The organism is Arthrobacter sp. TB 23 (assembly GCF_000294595.1).
In the GTDB taxonomy this organism is placed as follows: domain Bacteria; phylum Actinomycetota; class Actinomycetes; order Actinomycetales; family Micrococcaceae; genus Arthrobacter_D.
In genome coordinates this window covers 1-15,781 of sequence record NZ_ALPM01000009.1, presented here as the reverse complement: position 1 = coordinate 15,781, position 15,781 = coordinate 1, and the positions used below count along the sequence as shown (strand labels likewise).

The window sequence follows — 15,781 nt, the reverse complement described above, 5'->3', positions numbered from 1 at the left end:
CCCCGCCACAGGGGAGCGAGACCGGACAGGGAGTGCTCGACAGCCACCAGCCGGAGCACTTCCTTGGCCGCAGTCAGGAGGGTTCCCAGGCCAAACCCCCAACGGTTGAACCTGCCATTGACGCGCAGGTACCGCGCCAGGTGGCCACGGTTCCGCATGCCGCAGTAGCGGCCCAGGTCGTTGGAGTCATTCAGGTGGCGCACGCCAAGGTCGATCTGCTTCTGCGGTCTGGCCTTCTTCAGGACATATTCATTGATATAGGCGACCGGTTCGGACTGGGCGATCAGCCAACCGTAGGTGGTGTCGTCTCCGTTGAGGAAAAACCGTGGATCCGGTAGCCCAACGCGGCGCACCACATCGGCGTGCACCAGCATCCCCTCGAAACACCCAACATTGGTGTGGAACACCGGACGGTGCCTGAACACGTTGCCGCGGACCGGGAAGTGCACGCCAAGGAACGCATTGAAGTGGTGCTGCCAGAAAAACGGCTTGCCGGAGTGGTCGTAGCGGCGGCCGTGAAGGCACCGATAGGTTCCCATCCAGGGCTGAAACGCGGCGATCGCACCAGGCAGGGCTTCGACGTCGTCGTCCATCAGCCACAGCCATTCGGCACCCTCGGCGAGGGCCCGCTCAGCCCCAACCGAGAAACCACCGGACCCGCCAACGTTTTTCCGCAACCGATGATGGATCAACGGCATGGGAAGGTTCGCGGATGCGATCACCTCGTCGGTGTTGTCAGTGCTCGCGTTATTGACGACGATGACGCTGCTCGGTGCGGGATCCAGGCGTGCGATCGTTTCCAGCAGGACGCGCAGGTAACCGGCGCGGTTGAAGGTGGTGACAACCACCGTCACCGCCGTGGCGGAGGAAGCCACCTCAGTAGCCCTGATCCGACGGTGGCCCGAAGCCACGCCCGCGAACACCGGTGGAATAGGCCTTGAACCACTCAGCGAATCCTCGGAGGTCGCGGTGCTTCAGGAAATATAGCGGGTACCCCACCCCATCAGCGACCAGCGATTTGACCCGCAGATACCGGCGGGTGAGGTACCCGCGGTTGCGGTAATAGAAGTAGCGTTTGAAGGCGGTCTCGGGCACCAGGACATGCAGCCGGTCACCGAGCACCTGCTGCGTCTCGGCCCACCCGGGGGGATGGCTGAGGGCGACTGTCGTCACGGTGCCGAAGGGGATCCCGGCCCGACGAAGGCGCAGCATGAAGTCTGTCTCATCACCGCGGATGAACAGTCGCAGGTCGGGGAGCCCCACCCTGAAAAAAACGTCAGTTCGAATCAGCGCACCATTGAAAAACTGGCCAACATCCTTGATGATCCCCAGCTTCTCGACCTCGGCCCGGTCATGCACCGATCGCCCCGCCACCCGGAACGGGAAGGACAGCCTGGTCGGTTCGCCGGGTGCCACGATCAGGGGCACGACGACGTCGAGTCCCTCGGCTTTGGCGGCCGCCAATAGAGTCCCAAGCGCCTCGGGGTCCTCGGGGTGGGCGTCGTCGTCCATGATCCAGACCCACTCGGCACCACTGGCCATGGCGGAGAGGATCGCCAGGGAAAAACCACCGGCGCCGCCCAGGTTGCTCAGGGAACGGATGTAGTTCACGGGTGCATCGGATTCGCGGGCAATGCCTTCGATATCCTGCGTCCCGGAATCGACCAATGCAACCGATGTGAGCGGCACACTCTGTTGGGACAACGCCAGCAGGAGGGTACGGAGGTCGTCGGGGCGGTCAAAAGTTACTGCCGCAACGGCCACGGTATCCTGCAAAACAGTCCTTTCCGGTCCACTCACAACACGCCTCGAAGGCGGTCAGGGCCGGGTAGTGCGGTTAGTATTCTCGGGTAGAGAGAGTCTATTACACCAGCACGGGCTGAGATTCTGCCGTGAGGACTCTCAGCGCACGTTTGAACATTCGCCGAGCCGTTGTTAGGAACCATGAAACTCGCTGACAGCGTGGATCCAGCCCGGGACGGGTCCGGACACCGCACCACGCCCCGATCGGAGAAGCCAGCAATCTGGCTCTGGTCACAGTATATTTTCGACTCAGTCGCCTGGATTGTCGCAATTCTTCTGGCCCTGGTGCTTCGGTATGAACTGCTGATCAACCAGATCAATATGACCGGGGTAGTCGTGTTCTGCGCTGTGGCGCTTGTCGCCCAGCTCGCGGTCGGCCTGAGTTTTGCCCTGTACCGGGGCCGGTACAGCTTCGGCAGCTTCCACGAAGCCAAGCTGCTGGTCATCGTGACCGTCATCGTGTCGGTGATCCTCCTGCTGGTCAGTGTGGTGTTCTTCTCCATTATTGAGATCCCCCGCAGTATCGGCATCATTGCTTTCCCCTTCGCCTGCATGTTCATGGCCTCGACCCGCTATCTCAAGCGCATGTTCGTGGAGAGCAAAGCCAAACCCGGCGAAGACGCACAGCGGACCCTGATCTACGGCGCAGGGTTCCTCGGCGGGTCCCTTGTCGGCCGGATGATCCAGGACCGCGAATCCCCGTATTTCCCGGTGGGCCTGATCGACGACGACCCGGCGAAGAAGCATCTCAGGCTGGCGACGGTGCCTGTACTGGGTCGGCTGGAAGACCTCCCCGGCATCATCGCCCGCACCCGCGCCTCAGTCCTGGTGATCGCCTTCGCTGATGTCGAGGCGGCGCAGGTGCGCAAGGTGTCGGACCTGGTGGCTGGGATGAATATCAAGGTTCTGGTCCTCCCACCGCTGCGCGACATGCTGGCCACCGGAGGATCCGGTGCTGGATTCTCCGATTTCCGGGAAGTTGCGGTCGAAGACCTGATCGGCCGTCGGCCCGTGGATATCCATGCAGATGAGGTGGCAGGTTACATCACGGGGCAAAAGATTCTGGTCACCGGAGCGGGCGGGTCTATCGGGTCCGAACTGTGCCGTCAGCTCGCGCAGTTCAGCCCAGCCGAACTGATCATGTTGGACCGCGACGAAACCGGGCTGCAAACCACCCAGCTGTCGATGACGGGCCGCGGCCTGCTCACCGGCAGAGACACGGTACTGGCCGATATCCGCGACGCGGATACGCTGCTCGGGATTTTCGAGGAGCGCCGGCCCGAGGTGGTGTTCCACGCAGCAGCGCTCAAACATGTGTCACTGCTGGAGCAGTACCCGGAGGAAGCCTGGAAGACCAACGTGCTGGGCACGCAGAATGTGCTCAATGCGGCCAAGGCAGCGGGGGTGAAGCACTTTGTCAACATCTCGACCGACAAAGCCGCGAACCCCACAAGTGTGCTCGGACATTCCAAACGGGTGGCCGAGAAGCTCACCGCCTGGCAGGCCAGCCAGACCGCAAACAGCTACGTGTCCGTCCGGTTCGGAAATGTCATTGGGAGCAGAGGTTCGATGCTGCCCCTCTTTACCGAGCAGATCAGGGTCGGTGGACCGATCACTGTGACTGACCCGGAGGTCACTCGCTTTTTCATGACCATCCCCGAGGCATGTCAGCTGGTCATCCAGGCCGGGGCGATCGGACGCCCAGGCGAGGTACTCATTCTGGATATGGGCGAGGCAGTCAAAATTCTCGACGTCGCCCAGCGAATGATTGCCATGTCCGGGAAGGACATCGAAGTGGTATTCACCGGGCTGAGACCGGGGGAGAAGCTGCATGAGGAACTGGTGGGGTTCGGCGAAGACGGCGCGCGGCCCCTGCATCCCAAGATTTCCCACACGTCAGTGTCAACACTGGACCCGGTGCATCTGAACCTGGTCGACTGGAAGCGCAAGGGCGGAATCGAAGGTGTATAGCGTGCAGCTGGCGGTGGTGGTCGGGGCCGCCCTAGTGCTCAGTGCAGTGCTGCCTTTTGTCCTCAAACCCCTGCTGGAAAAGCTGGGCGTGCTGGACATCCCCAATGAACGCTCCTCCCACACCACAGTGGTCATTCGGGGGGTGGGTATCACCGTTGCGGTGGGAATCGCGGCGGGTCTGATCCTTTCTCTTGCTACCGGCCTGGTAGCTGTTGACCGGTCGCTGATCCTGATTATCCTGGGGATGCTTTCGGCAGCGGCGCTGCTCGGCTGGGTCGAAGACTACCGCGGCATCTCGATCCAGGTGCGTGCGGTGCTGCAGCTGGCGATCGGCGCGCTGGGCACAGCAGCCCTGGCGTGGACCATTGGCCAAAGCTTCTGGTGGGTCCCCGTCGGCGCACTGGCGGTGGCGGCCTACGTCAACGCAGCCAACTTTATGGACGGAATCAACGGGATCTCCGGCCTGCACGGGGTAGCAGTCGGAGTGTTCTACGCCGTGGCCGGGGTCCTCAACAGCCAGCTGTGGCTGGTCGTCGCAGGCCTGGTCGTCGCGGCAGCATTCGCCGGGTTCCTGCCCTGGAATCTGGGCAGGGGATTTGTCTTCCTCGGCGACGTCGGGAGCTATCTGCTCGGCGCATCGATCGCAGCCATTGCGGTGACAGGCCTGCTCGCGGGCGTGTACCTCGAGTATCTGCTCTCGCCGGTGCTGATCTACCTCGCTGACACCTTTACTACGTTCCTGCGCCGGGTCCGGGCCGGTGACCGTTGGTACGCCTCCCACCGGGAGCATGTCTACCAACGCCTCACCGATGTGGGTCTGACCCATGTGCAGGCGGCGCTGGTCGTTACCGGCGCATCGGTGCTTACCGGAGCCGCCGGATTTGTTGCCGCGACGGCATCGCCGCTCGGAGCGGTCGCCTTCTCGCTCCTCGCCGCAGCAGTAGTGACCCTTTATCTGTATTCCCCGCGAATCTTTGCCGGACGGGCGCGGGCCACCCGCGTACCGTAGGTTCCTACCTCTTCAGCCAGCACGGAGCGATTTCTATGTACGGTAGAATTGAACCGCAGTCCGCGGCATTCATCCCGTGGCCTGAGTCGGGGACTTCCCTCACATCGAATCTACGGATGGATTCCCTATGAGCACACCTGACGCCTCGGGCGTCGGTGCCCGTCGAGGCACTGCCCATCCCGCCGCTGATCCTTCGGGATCCCTGTGGTTGGGAATTCTGAAAAAATGCGTTCTGGTCACTACCTCAGCCATTGCTGTGACTGCTGCGGTCGCGGCTTTCGTCACTGGCCCGGGCGCTGCCTTGAGCGCGCTGTTCGGGTTCGCGGTCGTCGTCGCTTTCTTCGGCATCAGCCTCGCGGTCGGTCACTTCGCCGGCCGCAACAACCCCTCAGGCGCGATTGGCCTCTTCGCCGTAACCTATGCCATCAAGGTCGTTGGGTTCGCGGTTGTCCTCTTCGTGTTCGGCACTCCACCCTGGCTTGAGGCGAACTGGTTCTTCGGGGGAGCGGTGGGAACTGTGATCCTGTGGCAGACGGTGGAGCTCTACGTCTTCTCCAAGGCCCGGCACCAGCTCTACAACGACCCCGCGCCGACAGCGCCGGTACCAGGAAATGAGTTCGACCGTGGCTGAAACCCATCCTCAGGACCCCCAGCAGGGCGCCTCCCGAGCCGACGCCAGCGACGACGTCAGAGGCCCCTACGGCGAGGGCGGATACAACGCTGGGATAGCAGTCTTTAGCTATATTATTGGCGGGATACTCGTCTGGAGTTTGATAGGGTGGGGGCTGGACAACCTCCTGGGAACACAATGGATAGTGCTCGTTGGAGGTCTCTTGGGTGCAGTCGGGGGTTTCTACCTCTCCCATATGCATAACCTCACCCGCGCTACACCAGCTGATCCCGGTTCGACGCCGCGGGACAGTGGCGGGAAGGCTGGGGAGAACCCTAAGTGAATGTCGAAAACTTAATGTGTCGGAGCAGTAAATCCATGCCCGATCAGAACCTGCCCAACGATGGACACTGCAGAGAGGAAACGCGTTGATCGCGCTTGCGCTCCCGGCCACTACAACGGATGAGGGTTTCATAGCCCCCACAATTGACGACACCCACTACCGGGATATTTTCCCGTGGGGCGGTGAATACGGCGTCTGGTTCGAGGGTGGCTTCGGCAAGCAGATGCTGATGATCATCCTGTCAGTCATCTTTATTGCCATCTTCTTCATCATTGCCTCCCGCAAGGGAAAGCTGGTCCCCGGCAAAATGCAGTTCCTGGGGGAGTCCGCTTACGGATTCGTCAGGAACTCCATCGGTAAGGACATTATCGGCGGCAAGGACTTCATGAAGTATGTGCCGTGGCTCTTCACCGCATTCTTCTTCGTCCTCGTGAACAACATTTTCGGCGCCATTCCGTTCCTTCAGCTGCCGAGCTTCTCCCATCCAGGTAGCGCCTACGCCATTGCGGCGATTTTCTACCTCCTCTGGGTTGGCATTGGTATCAAGAAGCACGGACTGCGTTACTTCAAACTGGCAGTTGTCCCGTCAGGAGTTCCCTGGTACATCCTGCCGATCGTGGTACCCATCGAGATCATCTCGAACTTCCTCGTCCGGCCGGTGACCCACTCACTCCGACTCTTCGCCACAATGCTGGCAGGTCACCTCATCATCACCCTGGCCGGTTCGGCCATTGAATACATGGTGCTGACGGGAAACATCCTGCTGCAGGGTACGAGCGTGCTGGTACTCGTGGGAGCCGTCTCCATGTACATGCTTGAGGTGCTGATCATGATCCTCCAGGCGTACGTGTTCACACTGCTGGCAGCCATCTACATCGAAGGCGCACTCCACGCCGATGCTCACTAGTCCTCACGACTAGCCTAAATTTCACGACTAACACATACAGACTTCCCCGTCGGGGATGATCCCAAACAACCTGTCGCAGCAAGCGGCATCTTGAAAGGAACACAATGGAAGTACAGGGTAGCCTCAACCTCGTTGGATACGGTCTCTCCGCAATTGGTGGTGGTATCGGTGTAGGACTCGTCTTCGCCGCATACATCAACGGTGTAGCGCGTCAGCCAGAAGCCCAGCGGGTCCTCCAGCCCATCGCCTTCCTCGGACTGGCATTGACTGAAGCACTCGCCATCCTCGGCTTGGTCTTCGCGTTCGTTATCGGCGCGTAATTACGCGTCCGCTACGGTCCATAGACTAGCTAAAGAAAGACGGGTGAAACATGCTTAACGCAGCGATAATGGCGGCAGAAGAGGGCACAAGTCCTCTGGTCCCGAATCTGTGGGAACTGCTCGTTACGTTGGTGGGCTTCGCGGTGCTGATGTTCATCGTCATCAAGTTCGTGATGCCGGCGTTTGAGAAGACGTTCGCAGAGCGGACTGCAGCCATCGAAGGTGGCATTGCCAAGGCTGAAGCAGCACAGGCTGAAGCAAACGCAGCGCTTGACGAATACAAGCAGCAGCTGGTGGATGCACGCACTGAAGCCAACCGCATCCGTGAGGAAGCACGCGCCGAAGGTGCGCAGATCCTCGCGGAACTGAAGGAAAAGGCCGGGGCTGAGTCAGCTCGTATCACCGAGCAGGCACACGTCCAGATTGAAGCAGAACGTCAGGCAGCTGTTGTGTCACTGCGCGCCGAAGTTGGCACGCTGGCAACCGACCTCGCCAGCCGCATCGTCGGGGAGTCGCTCTCTGATGATCAGCGGTCCGCGCGGGTAGTCGATCGCTTCCTGGCCGACCTCGAAACTCAGAGCGCAGGTGCATCGAAGTAATGGCAGGTGTATCCAGCCAGTCCCTGGCAACGGCACTCAAAGATCTAGAAACCCGTCTGCCCGGCGCAACGCTGTCGCTCGCCGAGGAACTCTTCGGGGTCCTCGACATGCTCGACAACAACGCCGGTCTCCGTCGTGCGCTGACCGATCCTTCCCGCGAAGGCAGGGATAAAGCCGCACTGGTTTCGACCCTGGTAGCTGGCAAGGTCTCGGAGCAGACAGCGTCGGTGGTCAGGGATCTGGTCTCCATGCGCTGGGCAGTGGCCCGCGATCTCGGGGACGCGCTGGAAACCCTCGGCGCAACCGCTGCAATTGCTGTAGCGGAGAACCGGGACAATGGTGCAACGAGTCTTGAGGGTCTGGAAAACGACCTTTTCGACTTCATCAGGACCGTTGAATCAAGCCACGAATTGCAGCGCGCTCTGTCCGAGCGGCAGGCAACCGTCGACGCAAGGGTAAACCTCGCGTTGAAACTGGTGCCACACGCCGGAGCCGAAGCGCAGCTGTTGGTGCGTCAGGCAGTTCAGGCGCCCCGCGGCATCAAGCCCACTCACTTGGTGAAGCGGTTCGTAGAGCTCGTGGCCAAACGGCACGACCGCTGGATTGCGAACGTCAGCGTTACCCGTCCGCTGACCGATGAACAGTTCGCACGGTTGCAGCAGGGCCTCAATTCCCTGTTCGGTCGCGAGCTCAGGACCAATGTCACAGTGGAGCCGTCGCTAATCGGCGGGGTCCGCGTCCAGGTTGGCGATGAAGTGGTTGACTCCACGGTAATCGCCAGGCTGTCTGAACTGCGGCGAAAGCTAGCGGTGTAGGCCGGGCAACCGTCCTATCCCAGACACACAACAGACTTCAATCACACACCGGTCGCCGTGAAGCAGCGGCGATCACAACACAGGAGAGCAGGGACTGCAGATGGCCGAATTGACCATCAACGCCGAAGACGTCCGTAATGCGTTGAACGAGTTTGCGGCATCCTACGAGCCCGGCAACGCCGAACGCGTTGAAGTAGGCCGCGTAAGTACCGCCAGCGATGGCATCGCCAAGGTAGAGGGTCTGCCTTCGGTGATGGCCAATGAATTGCTGCGTTTCGAAGATGGCACTCTGGGCCTCGCCCAGAACCTCGACACCCGTGAAATCGGCGTCGTCGTCCTCGGTGATTTCACCGGCATCGAAGAAGGCCAGGAAGTCCACCGCACCGGGGAGATCCTCTCCGTGCCAGTGGGCGACGCCTTCCTTGGCCGAGTGGTTGACCCCTTGGGACAGCCCATCGACGATCTCGGCGAGATCAAGGCTGAAGCACGCCGCGCACTGGAGCTTCAGGCTCCCGGCGTGACTGAGCGTAAGTCGGTGCACGAACCCATGCAGACCGGTCTCAAGGCGATCGACGCCATGATCCCGATCGGCCGGGGCCAGCGCCAGCTGATCATCGGTGACCGCCAGACCGGTAAGACCGCCATCGCGGTAGACACCATCATCAACCAGAAGGCCAACTGGGAATCCGGCGATGTCAAGAAGCAGGTTCGCTGCATCTACGTCGCAATTGGACAGAAGGCCTCCACCATTGCTGCGGTACGCCAGACCCTGGAAGACAAGGGCGCCCTGGAGTACACCACGATCGTTGCATCACCTGCCTCCGATCCTTCAGGCTTCAAGTACCTGGCTCCCTATGCAGGTTCGGCCATTGGCCAGCACTGGATGTATGCCGGCAAGCACGTACTGGTGATCTTCGATGACCTTTCCAAGCAGGCTGAAGCCTACCGCGCGGTGTCGCTGTTGCTGCGTCGTCCACCGGGACGCGAAGCCTACCCGGGCGACGTGTTCTACTTGCACTCCCGTCTGCTTGAGCGTTGCGCGAAGCTCTCCGACGAGCTCGGAGCGGGTTCGATGACCGGTCTGCCGATCGTCGAGACCAAAGCCAACGATGTCTCGGCGTTCATTCCGACCAACGTCATCTCGATCACCGATGGGCAGATCTTCCTGCAGTCGGACCTCTTCAACGCCAACCAGCGTCCAGCAGTGGATGTCGGCGTATCGGTGTCACGGGTGGGTGGTTCAGCACAGGTCAAGGCCATGAAGAAGGTCTCGGGCACGTTGAAGCTGGACCTCGCGCAGTACCGGGACATGCAGGCGTTCGCCATGTTCGCCTCGGACCTGGATGCAGCATCGCGTCAGCAGCTGACCCGTGGGGCGCGCCTGATGGAACTGCTCAAGCAGGGCCAGTATGCACCGTTCCCCGTAGAGGATCAGGTTGTTTCGATCTGGGCCGGCACCAACGGCTACCTCGACGACGTACCGGTTGAGGACGTCCGCAAGTTCGAAGGCCAGTTCCTCGAGCACCTGCGGCACAAGTCGTCGGTCCTGACCACTCTGGCCGAGACCAACCTCCTTGAGGACTCCACCGTTGACGAGCTGAAGAAGCAGATCGACGACTTCAAGCAGGGATTCTTCGGCGAAGGCCACGATGGTCTGGTAGCCGGTCACGAAGAGTACAGCGCCCTCTCCGAGGACGAGGTCGACCAGGAGAAGATCGTCAAGCAGAAGCGCTAGGGAAACGGGTGCCGGGGCGCGNGTCAAGCGCCCCGGCACCACCCCCGGCCTTAGCCGTAATCCCCAGGTGGACTACGAAGGAAAGGACATGTATGGGAGCCCAGATCCGGGTCTACCGCCAGAAGATCACGTCGACCACGTCGATGAGGAAGATCTTCAAGGCGATGGAGCTGATCGCGACTTCTCGCATCGGCAAAGCAAGGGCACGAGTATCCTCGTCCCTGCCCTATGCCAATGCGATCACCCGTGCCGTCTCAGCAGTGGCATCGCAGTCAGAGATCGATCACCCGCTTACCACCGAGCCGGAGCAGATTCGGCGATCGGCGGTTCTCGTGATGACCTCGGACCGCGGACTCGCAGGATCCTACTCAGCGAGCGTGCTGAAGCAGGCCGAATCACTGATCGAGCTGCTTCGGGAGGAAGGCAAGGAAGTCAAAACCTACCTTGTCGGTCGGAAGGCGCAGGCCTACTTCGACTTCCGCGACCGCAAATTCGAGAACGTGTGGATCGGCGGTACTGACGCGCCGGATTTCGAAACGGCACGCGAGATCGGCAAAGCACTGCTCGCCGAGTTCGGTACGGACTTCGACGACGGCGGCGTCGACGAGATCCACGTGGTTTACACCCGCTTCAAGTCAATGGTGTTGCAGGAACCTACGGTAATCCGCCTGCTTCCCCTTGAGGTCGTTGAAGAGGAAGCAGCGTCCGAGTCGGATCTGTTGCCGCTCTACGAGTACGAGCCGGAGCCCGAAATGGTTCTGGACGCACTGCTTCCCCGCTATATCGAGTCGCGGATCTTCGCGGCCTTGTTGCAGGCCGCAGCGAGCGAACTCGCCGCCCGTCAGCGGGCAATGAAGTCCGCAGGCGACAACGCAACGGACCTGATCAAGAAGTACACCCGGCTCCGCAACACTGCGCGCCAGGCGGAGATCACCCAGGAACTGTCGGAGATTGTGGCAGGTGCGGACGCGCTCAGCGCATCCTGACTTCGCCCCGATCGACCAGTTCCAGAACCTGCTCCACCCTAGTTAGACTTAGCCCCACGCCATCTACGTAAGTGAAGTGAGAGAGATGACTGCCCAGACTATTGAGCACGGTAGTGACTCAGTTGCATCCGGCGGCACAGGTCGAATCGCCCGTGTCATTGGCCCGGTTGTCGACGTCGAGTTCCCGGCTGACGCCATTCCCGCAATCTACAACGCGCTGACCACTGAGATCACTCTCAATGGTGAGACGCACATGATCACCTTCGAGACCTCACAGCACCTCGGTGACAACCTGGTGCGTGCAATCTCGCTCCAGGCCACCGACGGTCTGGTCCGGGGAACCGTTGTCCACGACACCGGCAGCGCCATCTCGGTACCTGTTGGCGACGTCGTCAAGGGTCACATCTTCAACGTTCTGGGCAAGCCCCTCGACGTCGAGGAGTCTCAGCTGGAGATCACCGAACGGTGGCCCATCCACCGCAAGCCGCCGGCATTCGCCCAGCTTGAGGGTTCCACCGAGATGTTGGAAACCGGCATCAAGAGCATCGACCTGCTCACCCCGTACATCAAGGGTGGCAAGATTGGCCTCTTCGGTGGCGCCGGTGTTGGCAAGACGGTGCTGATCCAGGAAATGATTACCCGTGTGGCCCGTAACTTCGGTGGCACCTCGGTGTTCGCTGGTGTTGGCGAGCGTACCCGTGAAGGTAACGACCTCTGGGTAGAAATGGAAGAAGCAGGGGTCCTCAAGGACACCGCGCTGGTCTTCGGCCAGATGGATGAGCCACCAGGAACGCGCCTCCGGGTTGCCCTGTCAGCCCTGACCATGGCTGAGTACTTCAGGGACGTCCAGAAGCAGGACGTGCTGTTGTTTGTTGACAACATCTTCCGCTTCACCCAGGCCGGTTCCGAGGTGTCGACCCTGCTGGGCCGGATGCCTTCCGCGGTGGGCTACCAGCCAAACCTTGCTGACGAGATGGGTCTCCTCCAGGAGCGCATCACCTCAACCAAGGGCCACTCGATCACGTCGATGCAGGCCGTGTACGTGCCTGCGGATGACTACACCGACCCGGCACCAGCTGCGACCTTCGCGCACCTCGACGCGACCACCGAGCTGTCGCGTGAGATCGCGTCCCGCGGTCTGTACCCGGCGATCGACCCGCTGACATCGACCTCGCGGATCCTCGATCCCCAGTACATTGGCCACGATCACTACAACACTGCGGTGCGCGTCAAGCAGATCCTTCAGAAGAACAAGGAACTGCAGGACATCATCGCTATCCTCGGTGTTGACGAACTGTCCGAGGAAGACAAGATTGTTGTCTCCCGGGCCCGCCGTATCCAGCAGTTCCTGTCGCAGAACACCTACACGGCGAAGCAGTTCACCGGTGTTGAGGGTTCCACCGTCAGCATCAAGGACACCATCGAAGGCTTCAACGCCATCGCCAACGGCGACCTCGACCACATTGCTGAGCAGGCGTTCTTCAACATTGGCGGTCTTGACGACGTCGAGCGCCAGTGGGCCAAGATCCAAGAGCAGACCGGAAAGTAGCTCTCATGGCTGAACTCGAAGTAGAAATCGTCGCGGCGGATCACTTTGTGTGGTCCGGCGCGGCGACCATGGTCAGGGCGCGCACCAGCGATGGCGAGATTGGCATCCTGCCTGGGCACGCTCCGATGCTCGCCATCCTGGCTGAAGGCGAAATGGCAATTGAACCTGTCTCCGGCGAACGACTGCTGGTTTCGGTTGACGGTGGTTTCTTCTCCGTCGACAGCAACCGGGTAGTAATCGTGGCCGACAACGCGAAGATCGGCGGCCCAGTGTCCGCGGAGACTCGCTGACAGATTCGGCGATGGACGGTCTCGGTATAGCGTTCATCACGCTCGCAGCGGTGTTCCTGCTGCTGGTGCTTGCCATTCTGGCCTTCGGTCTGCGACGCCTACAGCTCCGCGGGGCGCTAGGCACCTTCGACGCCTCCATCTGCTTCCCTCCCGAGGGATGGCGGATGGGGGTTTGTCGTTATACGGACCGTCACCTGGAATGGCTCAGGATGGCGTCCCTGAGCCCGCGGCCCCGCTACCGCTACCTGCGCAGTTCCCTGGAGCTCAAGGGATGGCGACAGCCAACCGAGGCTGAAAAGAGAAGGATTCAGCCCGGGGCGGTGGTGGTATGTCTGGACTATGAGGGTCAGGAATTGCTGTTGGCCATGAAGTTCGATGTATACGCCGGACTGTCATCCTGGCTTGAAGCGGGACCGGTTGTCGGGATCGGTACCTGGCGCTAGCGCTTCCTTTGAATAGCGTCTAACCACTGGGGACCTCCACGCAGTTGCGTGGAGGTCCCCAGTGGTTAAAGCTCTTGCTGTCTAGCGGACAGCTTTGTCGCTAGAGGGCGGTAACCCCGGTAGCCTGGGGGCCCTTGGCGCCCTGACCGATTTCGAACTGAACACGCTGGTTCTCGTCGAGGGTCTTGAAGCCACCGGTCTGGATCTCCGAGTAATGTACAAAGACATCGCCGTCGGAGTCATCCGGGGTGATGAAGCCGAAGCCCTTTTCAGCGTTGAACCATTTCACAGTTCCCTGTGCCATTTGTTTCTCCTCCATAATGAAATGTTCTGACCCACACACTGCATGTGAACCCGGAGTCACTTCACGGAAACAACCTATCGGCACCCGAGATACACGGTTCCGTTTCGGATGTCACACGCTCGCAACATTGTCTTGCGAGCATGCTAAAACACGTACACAAAGACTGGAATAAGCATCACATAACGGCTAGTGCTGGTCAACGGAATTTCAACCATTGTTCGGTAAATTTATTGTCTCGAACAGAGCAAAAGTATTGGTGAACCGTCCCGGGAATCATGCCGCCTGTTTGTTGGCGGCGGCGTCGGATGACGGACCGGCTTGTAGATCATAATATGTTTGCTCGTATTCCTCTGGCGTCTGGTGATCCAAGGCGGAATGCAGGCGTTCGTTGTTGTACCAGTGGACCCATTCGAAGACGATTGCCTGGACGTCGGTTTCGGTTTTCAGGGCTCCGGTGCGGAACGGTGAACCCTTCGCGACGGCCTCGTTTTTGAATAGCCCCATGACCGTTTCAGCTGCGGCATTGTCGTACGCGTCGCCGACGCTGCCGATCGAGGGCTGCAGGCCCTCCAGGGTCAGGGTGTCGGTGTAACGGATCGAGGTGTATTGGGCCAGTTCAATCGGTCGTTGCAACACCGGGCTGTTGGAGCGAGCTTAGCTGCTCGGCAAAGACTTCAGCCGGGGTTTTCCAGTCGAGGACTTTACGGGGCCGGTTGTTCAAGGTCAGAGCGATGGCTTCGAGGTCCTCGGCAGTCCACCTGGAGAGGTCAGTGCCTTTCGGGAAAAACTGGCGCAACAGCCCGTTGGTGTTCTCATTCGTGGGTCTCTGCCAGGGTGAGTGCGGATCGGCGAAGAACACCTTCGTTCCAGTGCTGAGAGTGAACTGGGCGTGTGCGGAGAGCTCTTTCCCTCGATCCCACGTGAGGGTCTTGCGGAGCTGTTCGGGCAGCTTGGTCATCGAGACCGTAAGCCCGGCGTTCATCGCCACGGCACCGTAGCCACCGAGCGAGGGCCCGTTCTTCACGGCCTGTCTATCAGCCCAGCCTTCCAGCCTGGGCAGATGTACCAGGATTGTGGAGCGGCTGCTGCGCTCGATGACCGTGCCGATCGCGGATCGTCCGGTTCCGATGATCAGATCACCCTCCCAGTGGCCCGGTACCGCACGGTCTTCGGCTTCGGCGGGGCGTTCGCTAATGAGGACCTCCGCGGTGACATGGCCTTGGGGTTTACTCTTCGATCGAGCTCGAGGTTCCCGCAGCGCACGGCCGGTGCGCAGGCAGGTGACCAGCTCGCGCTTGAGCGCGCCACGACCCTCGATGAACAGCGATTGGTAGATGGCCTCGTGACTAATGCGCATCGACTCATCATCCGGGAAATCGACGCGGAGCCGGTGGGAGATCTGTTCCGGACTCCAAGCTGTCGACCATCGCCTGTCCTGCCGGTGCGGTTTGTTCAGCCCCTTCCAGGCCGGTGTCGCAGGGCCAGCGACGACAGTGCCGTCGTGCCGGCGGATGACCCCAGCGAGCCGTTCCTGAACATACTCACGCAACCTCGCATTGTCCGCGAGTTTCGCGGTCTTCGGGCGCTTCGCAGCCTGTTGCGCCTTCCACTGCGCCACCAAGGCCCGATAGAGATGCTTCCCGCTCCTCGTAGCCGCGTTGCGACGCAACTCGCGCGAGATCGTTCCAGGGTCGCGGCCAAGCCGCCGCGCGATTTCACGCACGCCGACCTCCCGGGCTCGCAATAACGAGATCTCCTCACGCTCAGCGAAGGACAAGTAGCGGCCCGTAGGCTCGTCAAGACTGATCGGCGGCATGCCGCCAGCGTGACGGAACCACCGCGACGCGACCGGCCACGACACACCGAGCGCCTCCGCAGCTTTGACGGTTGTCACCCCAGTAGCGATCAAACGCCAAAACTCCCGCTGCACCGCACGAGAGGGCTCTGGCCTGCCCGGCGAACGCATCGGCGGACGTAACGCCCGATCCGCCGCCCACTGCCGCCGCGCGCCCTCCGGAGCCTTCCGCAACTGCTTTCCACCGCGTCCCATCGCGAACCTCCATAATCGAGGTGTTGCGACGACCAATTGAATTCACC

At 60.9% G+C, this 15,781-nt stretch carries 18 protein-coding genes; 13 read left to right on the top strand and 5 right to left on the bottom strand.

Translation table 11 applies throughout. From position 1 onward, the window contains the following. Together B384_RS0101100 and B384_RS0101095 are read right to left on the bottom strand one after the other, a co-directional pair. A partial coding sequence (locus B384_RS0101100) for a glycosyltransferase (protein ID WP_026040869.1) occupies positions 1-875 on the bottom strand: 875 nt, incomplete at its 3' end. 1 nt (position 876) lies between these two features. Further along, positions 877-1,776 (bottom strand): glycosyltransferase, encoded by a 900-nt coding sequence (locus tag B384_RS0101095; protein WP_019481298.1) that lies wholly within the window; start codon positions 1,774-1,776, stop codon positions 877-879. 168 nt (positions 1,777-1,944) lie between these two features. Here B384_RS0101095 and B384_RS0101090 point away from each other — a divergent pair, with 168 nt between their 5' ends. The 13 genes from B384_RS0101090 to B384_RS0101030 all read left to right on the top strand — a co-directional run bounded on the left by B384_RS0101090 (position 1,945) and on the right by B384_RS0101030 (position 13,380). Next, positions 1,945-3,774 (top strand): polysaccharide biosynthesis protein, encoded by a 1,830-nt coding sequence (locus B384_RS0101090; protein WP_019481297.1) that lies wholly within the window; start codon positions 1,945-1,947, stop codon positions 3,772-3,774. A 1-nt stretch (position 3,775) separates the two neighbouring features. Continuing rightward, the gene (locus B384_RS0101085) at positions 3,776-4,783 is read left to right on the top strand and encodes a hypothetical protein (RefSeq protein ID WP_019481296.1); all 1,008 of its coding nucleotides are present in this window, start codon (positions 3,776-3,778) and stop codon (positions 4,781-4,783) included. Between the two features lie 127 nt (positions 4,784-4,910). Then, positions 4,911-5,414, top strand: coding sequence for a hypothetical protein (locus tag B384_RS0101080; RefSeq protein ID WP_019481295.1), 504 nt, complete (start codon positions 4,911-4,913; stop codon positions 5,412-5,414). After that, complete coding sequence (locus tag B384_RS0101075) at positions 5,407-5,736, top strand: hypothetical protein (RefSeq protein ID WP_019481294.1); 330 nt, start codon at positions 5,407-5,409, stop codon at positions 5,734-5,736. Before B384_RS0101080 ends, B384_RS0101075 begins: the two co-directional genes overlap by 8 nt. An 85-nt stretch (positions 5,737-5,821) precedes the next feature. After that, positions 5,822-6,643 carry a F0F1 ATP synthase subunit A gene (gene atpB / locus B384_RS0101070; RefSeq protein WP_019481293.1) on the top strand — a complete coding sequence of 274 codons (822 nt, stop codon included), beginning with the start codon at positions 5,822-5,824 and terminating at the stop codon, positions 6,641-6,643. A gap of 104 nt (positions 6,644-6,747) precedes the next feature. Beyond that, positions 6,748-6,963, top strand: a complete 216-nt coding sequence (locus B384_RS0101065) for an ATP synthase F0 subunit C (protein ID WP_019481292.1) — start codon at positions 6,748-6,750, stop codon at positions 6,961-6,963. 50 nt (positions 6,964-7,013) lie between these two features. Beyond that, entirely contained in the window at positions 7,014-7,562 is a 549-nt protein-coding gene (locus tag B384_RS0101060) for a F0F1 ATP synthase subunit B (RefSeq protein ID WP_024475444.1), read from the top strand. Then, positions 7,562-8,377, top strand: a complete 816-nt coding sequence (locus B384_RS0101055; protein ID WP_019481290.1) for a F0F1 ATP synthase subunit delta — start codon at positions 7,562-7,564, stop codon at positions 8,375-8,377. The genes B384_RS0101060 and B384_RS0101055 overlap by 1 nt, the downstream gene beginning before the upstream one ends. A gap of 100 nt (positions 8,378-8,477) precedes the next feature. Continuing rightward, positions 8,478-10,112 (top strand): F0F1 ATP synthase subunit alpha, encoded by a 1,635-nt coding sequence (gene atpA / locus B384_RS0101050; protein ID WP_019481289.1) that lies wholly within the window; start codon positions 8,478-8,480, stop codon positions 10,110-10,112. A 92-nt stretch (positions 10,113-10,204) separates the two neighbouring features. Beyond that, entirely contained in the window at positions 10,205-11,098 is an 894-nt protein-coding gene (locus B384_RS0101045) for a F0F1 ATP synthase subunit gamma (RefSeq protein WP_019481288.1), read from the top strand. Between the two features lie 85 nt (positions 11,099-11,183). Continuing rightward, positions 11,184-12,647, top strand: coding sequence for a F0F1 ATP synthase subunit beta (gene atpD, locus B384_RS0101040; protein WP_019481287.1), 1,464 nt, complete (start codon positions 11,184-11,186; stop codon positions 12,645-12,647). Between the two features lie 5 nt (positions 12,648-12,652). After that, positions 12,653-12,937, top strand: a complete 285-nt coding sequence (locus tag B384_RS0101035; RefSeq protein WP_019481286.1) for a F0F1 ATP synthase subunit epsilon — start codon at positions 12,653-12,655, stop codon at positions 12,935-12,937. A gap of 11 nt (positions 12,938-12,948) precedes the next feature. After that, positions 12,949-13,380 carry a DUF2550 domain-containing protein gene (locus B384_RS0101030; protein ID WP_019481285.1) on the top strand — a complete coding sequence of 144 codons (432 nt, stop codon included), beginning with the start codon at positions 12,949-12,951 and terminating at the stop codon, positions 13,378-13,380. Between the two features lie 100 nt (positions 13,381-13,480). Here B384_RS0101030 and B384_RS0101025 read toward each other — a convergent pair whose 3' ends face one another. From B384_RS0101025 to B384_RS0101015, 3 genes are all read right to left on the bottom strand, one after another. Continuing rightward, positions 13,481-13,684 carry a cold-shock protein gene (locus tag B384_RS0101025; RefSeq protein ID WP_019481284.1) on the bottom strand — a complete coding sequence of 68 codons (204 nt, stop codon included), beginning with the start codon at positions 13,682-13,684 and terminating at the stop codon, positions 13,481-13,483. Between the two features lie 273 nt (positions 13,685-13,957). After that, positions 13,958-14,320, bottom strand: coding sequence for an integrase core domain-containing protein (locus B384_RS0101020; protein WP_019481283.1), 363 nt, complete (start codon positions 14,318-14,320; stop codon positions 13,958-13,960). Continuing rightward, positions 14,301-15,650, bottom strand: a complete 1,350-nt coding sequence (locus B384_RS0101015) for an IS30 family transposase (RefSeq protein WP_443110774.1) — start codon at positions 15,648-15,650, stop codon at positions 14,301-14,303. The genes B384_RS0101020 and B384_RS0101015 overlap by 20 nt, the downstream gene beginning before the upstream one ends. Positions 15,651-15,781 lie beyond the last annotated feature (131 nt).

What these genes read in the sequence shown, in the direction of transcription:
- B384_RS0101015 (WP_443110774.1), bottom strand. Translation starts at nt 15,650, where the DNA reads ATGCGTTCGCCGGGCAGGCCAGAGCCCTCTCGTGCGGTGCAGCGGGAG.
- B384_RS0101060 (WP_024475444.1), top strand. Translation starts at nt 7,014, where the DNA reads ATGCTTAACGCAGCGATAATGGCGGCAGAAGAGGGCACAAGTCCTCTG.
- B384_RS0101045 (WP_019481288.1), top strand. Translation starts at nt 10,205, where the DNA reads ATGGGAGCCCAGATCCGGGTCTACCGCCAGAAGATCACGTCGACCACG.
- B384_RS0101035 (WP_019481286.1), top strand. Translation starts at nt 12,653, where the DNA reads ATGGCTGAACTCGAAGTAGAAATCGTCGCGGCGGATCACTTTGTGTGG.
- B384_RS0101055 (WP_019481290.1), top strand. Translation starts at nt 7,562, where the DNA reads ATGGCAGGTGTATCCAGCCAGTCCCTGGCAACGGCACTCAAAGATCTA.
- B384_RS0101065 (WP_019481292.1), top strand. Translation starts at nt 6,748, where the DNA reads ATGGAAGTACAGGGTAGCCTCAACCTCGTTGGATACGGTCTCTCCGCA.
- B384_RS0101030 (WP_019481285.1), top strand. Translation starts at nt 12,949, where the DNA reads ATGGACGGTCTCGGTATAGCGTTCATCACGCTCGCAGCGGTGTTCCTG.
- B384_RS0101090 (WP_019481297.1), top strand. Translation starts at nt 1,945, where the DNA reads ATGAAACTCGCTGACAGCGTGGATCCAGCCCGGGACGGGTCCGGACAC.
- B384_RS0101080 (WP_019481295.1), top strand. Translation starts at nt 4,911, where the DNA reads ATGAGCACACCTGACGCCTCGGGCGTCGGTGCCCGTCGAGGCACTGCC.
- atpD (WP_019481287.1), top strand. Translation starts at nt 11,184, where the DNA reads ATGACTGCCCAGACTATTGAGCACGGTAGTGACTCAGTTGCATCCGGC.
- B384_RS0101025 (WP_019481284.1), bottom strand. Translation starts at nt 13,684, where the DNA reads ATGGCACAGGGAACTGTGAAATGGTTCAACGCTGAAAAGGGCTTCGGC.
- atpA (WP_019481289.1), top strand. Translation starts at nt 8,478, where the DNA reads ATGGCCGAATTGACCATCAACGCCGAAGACGTCCGTAATGCGTTGAAC.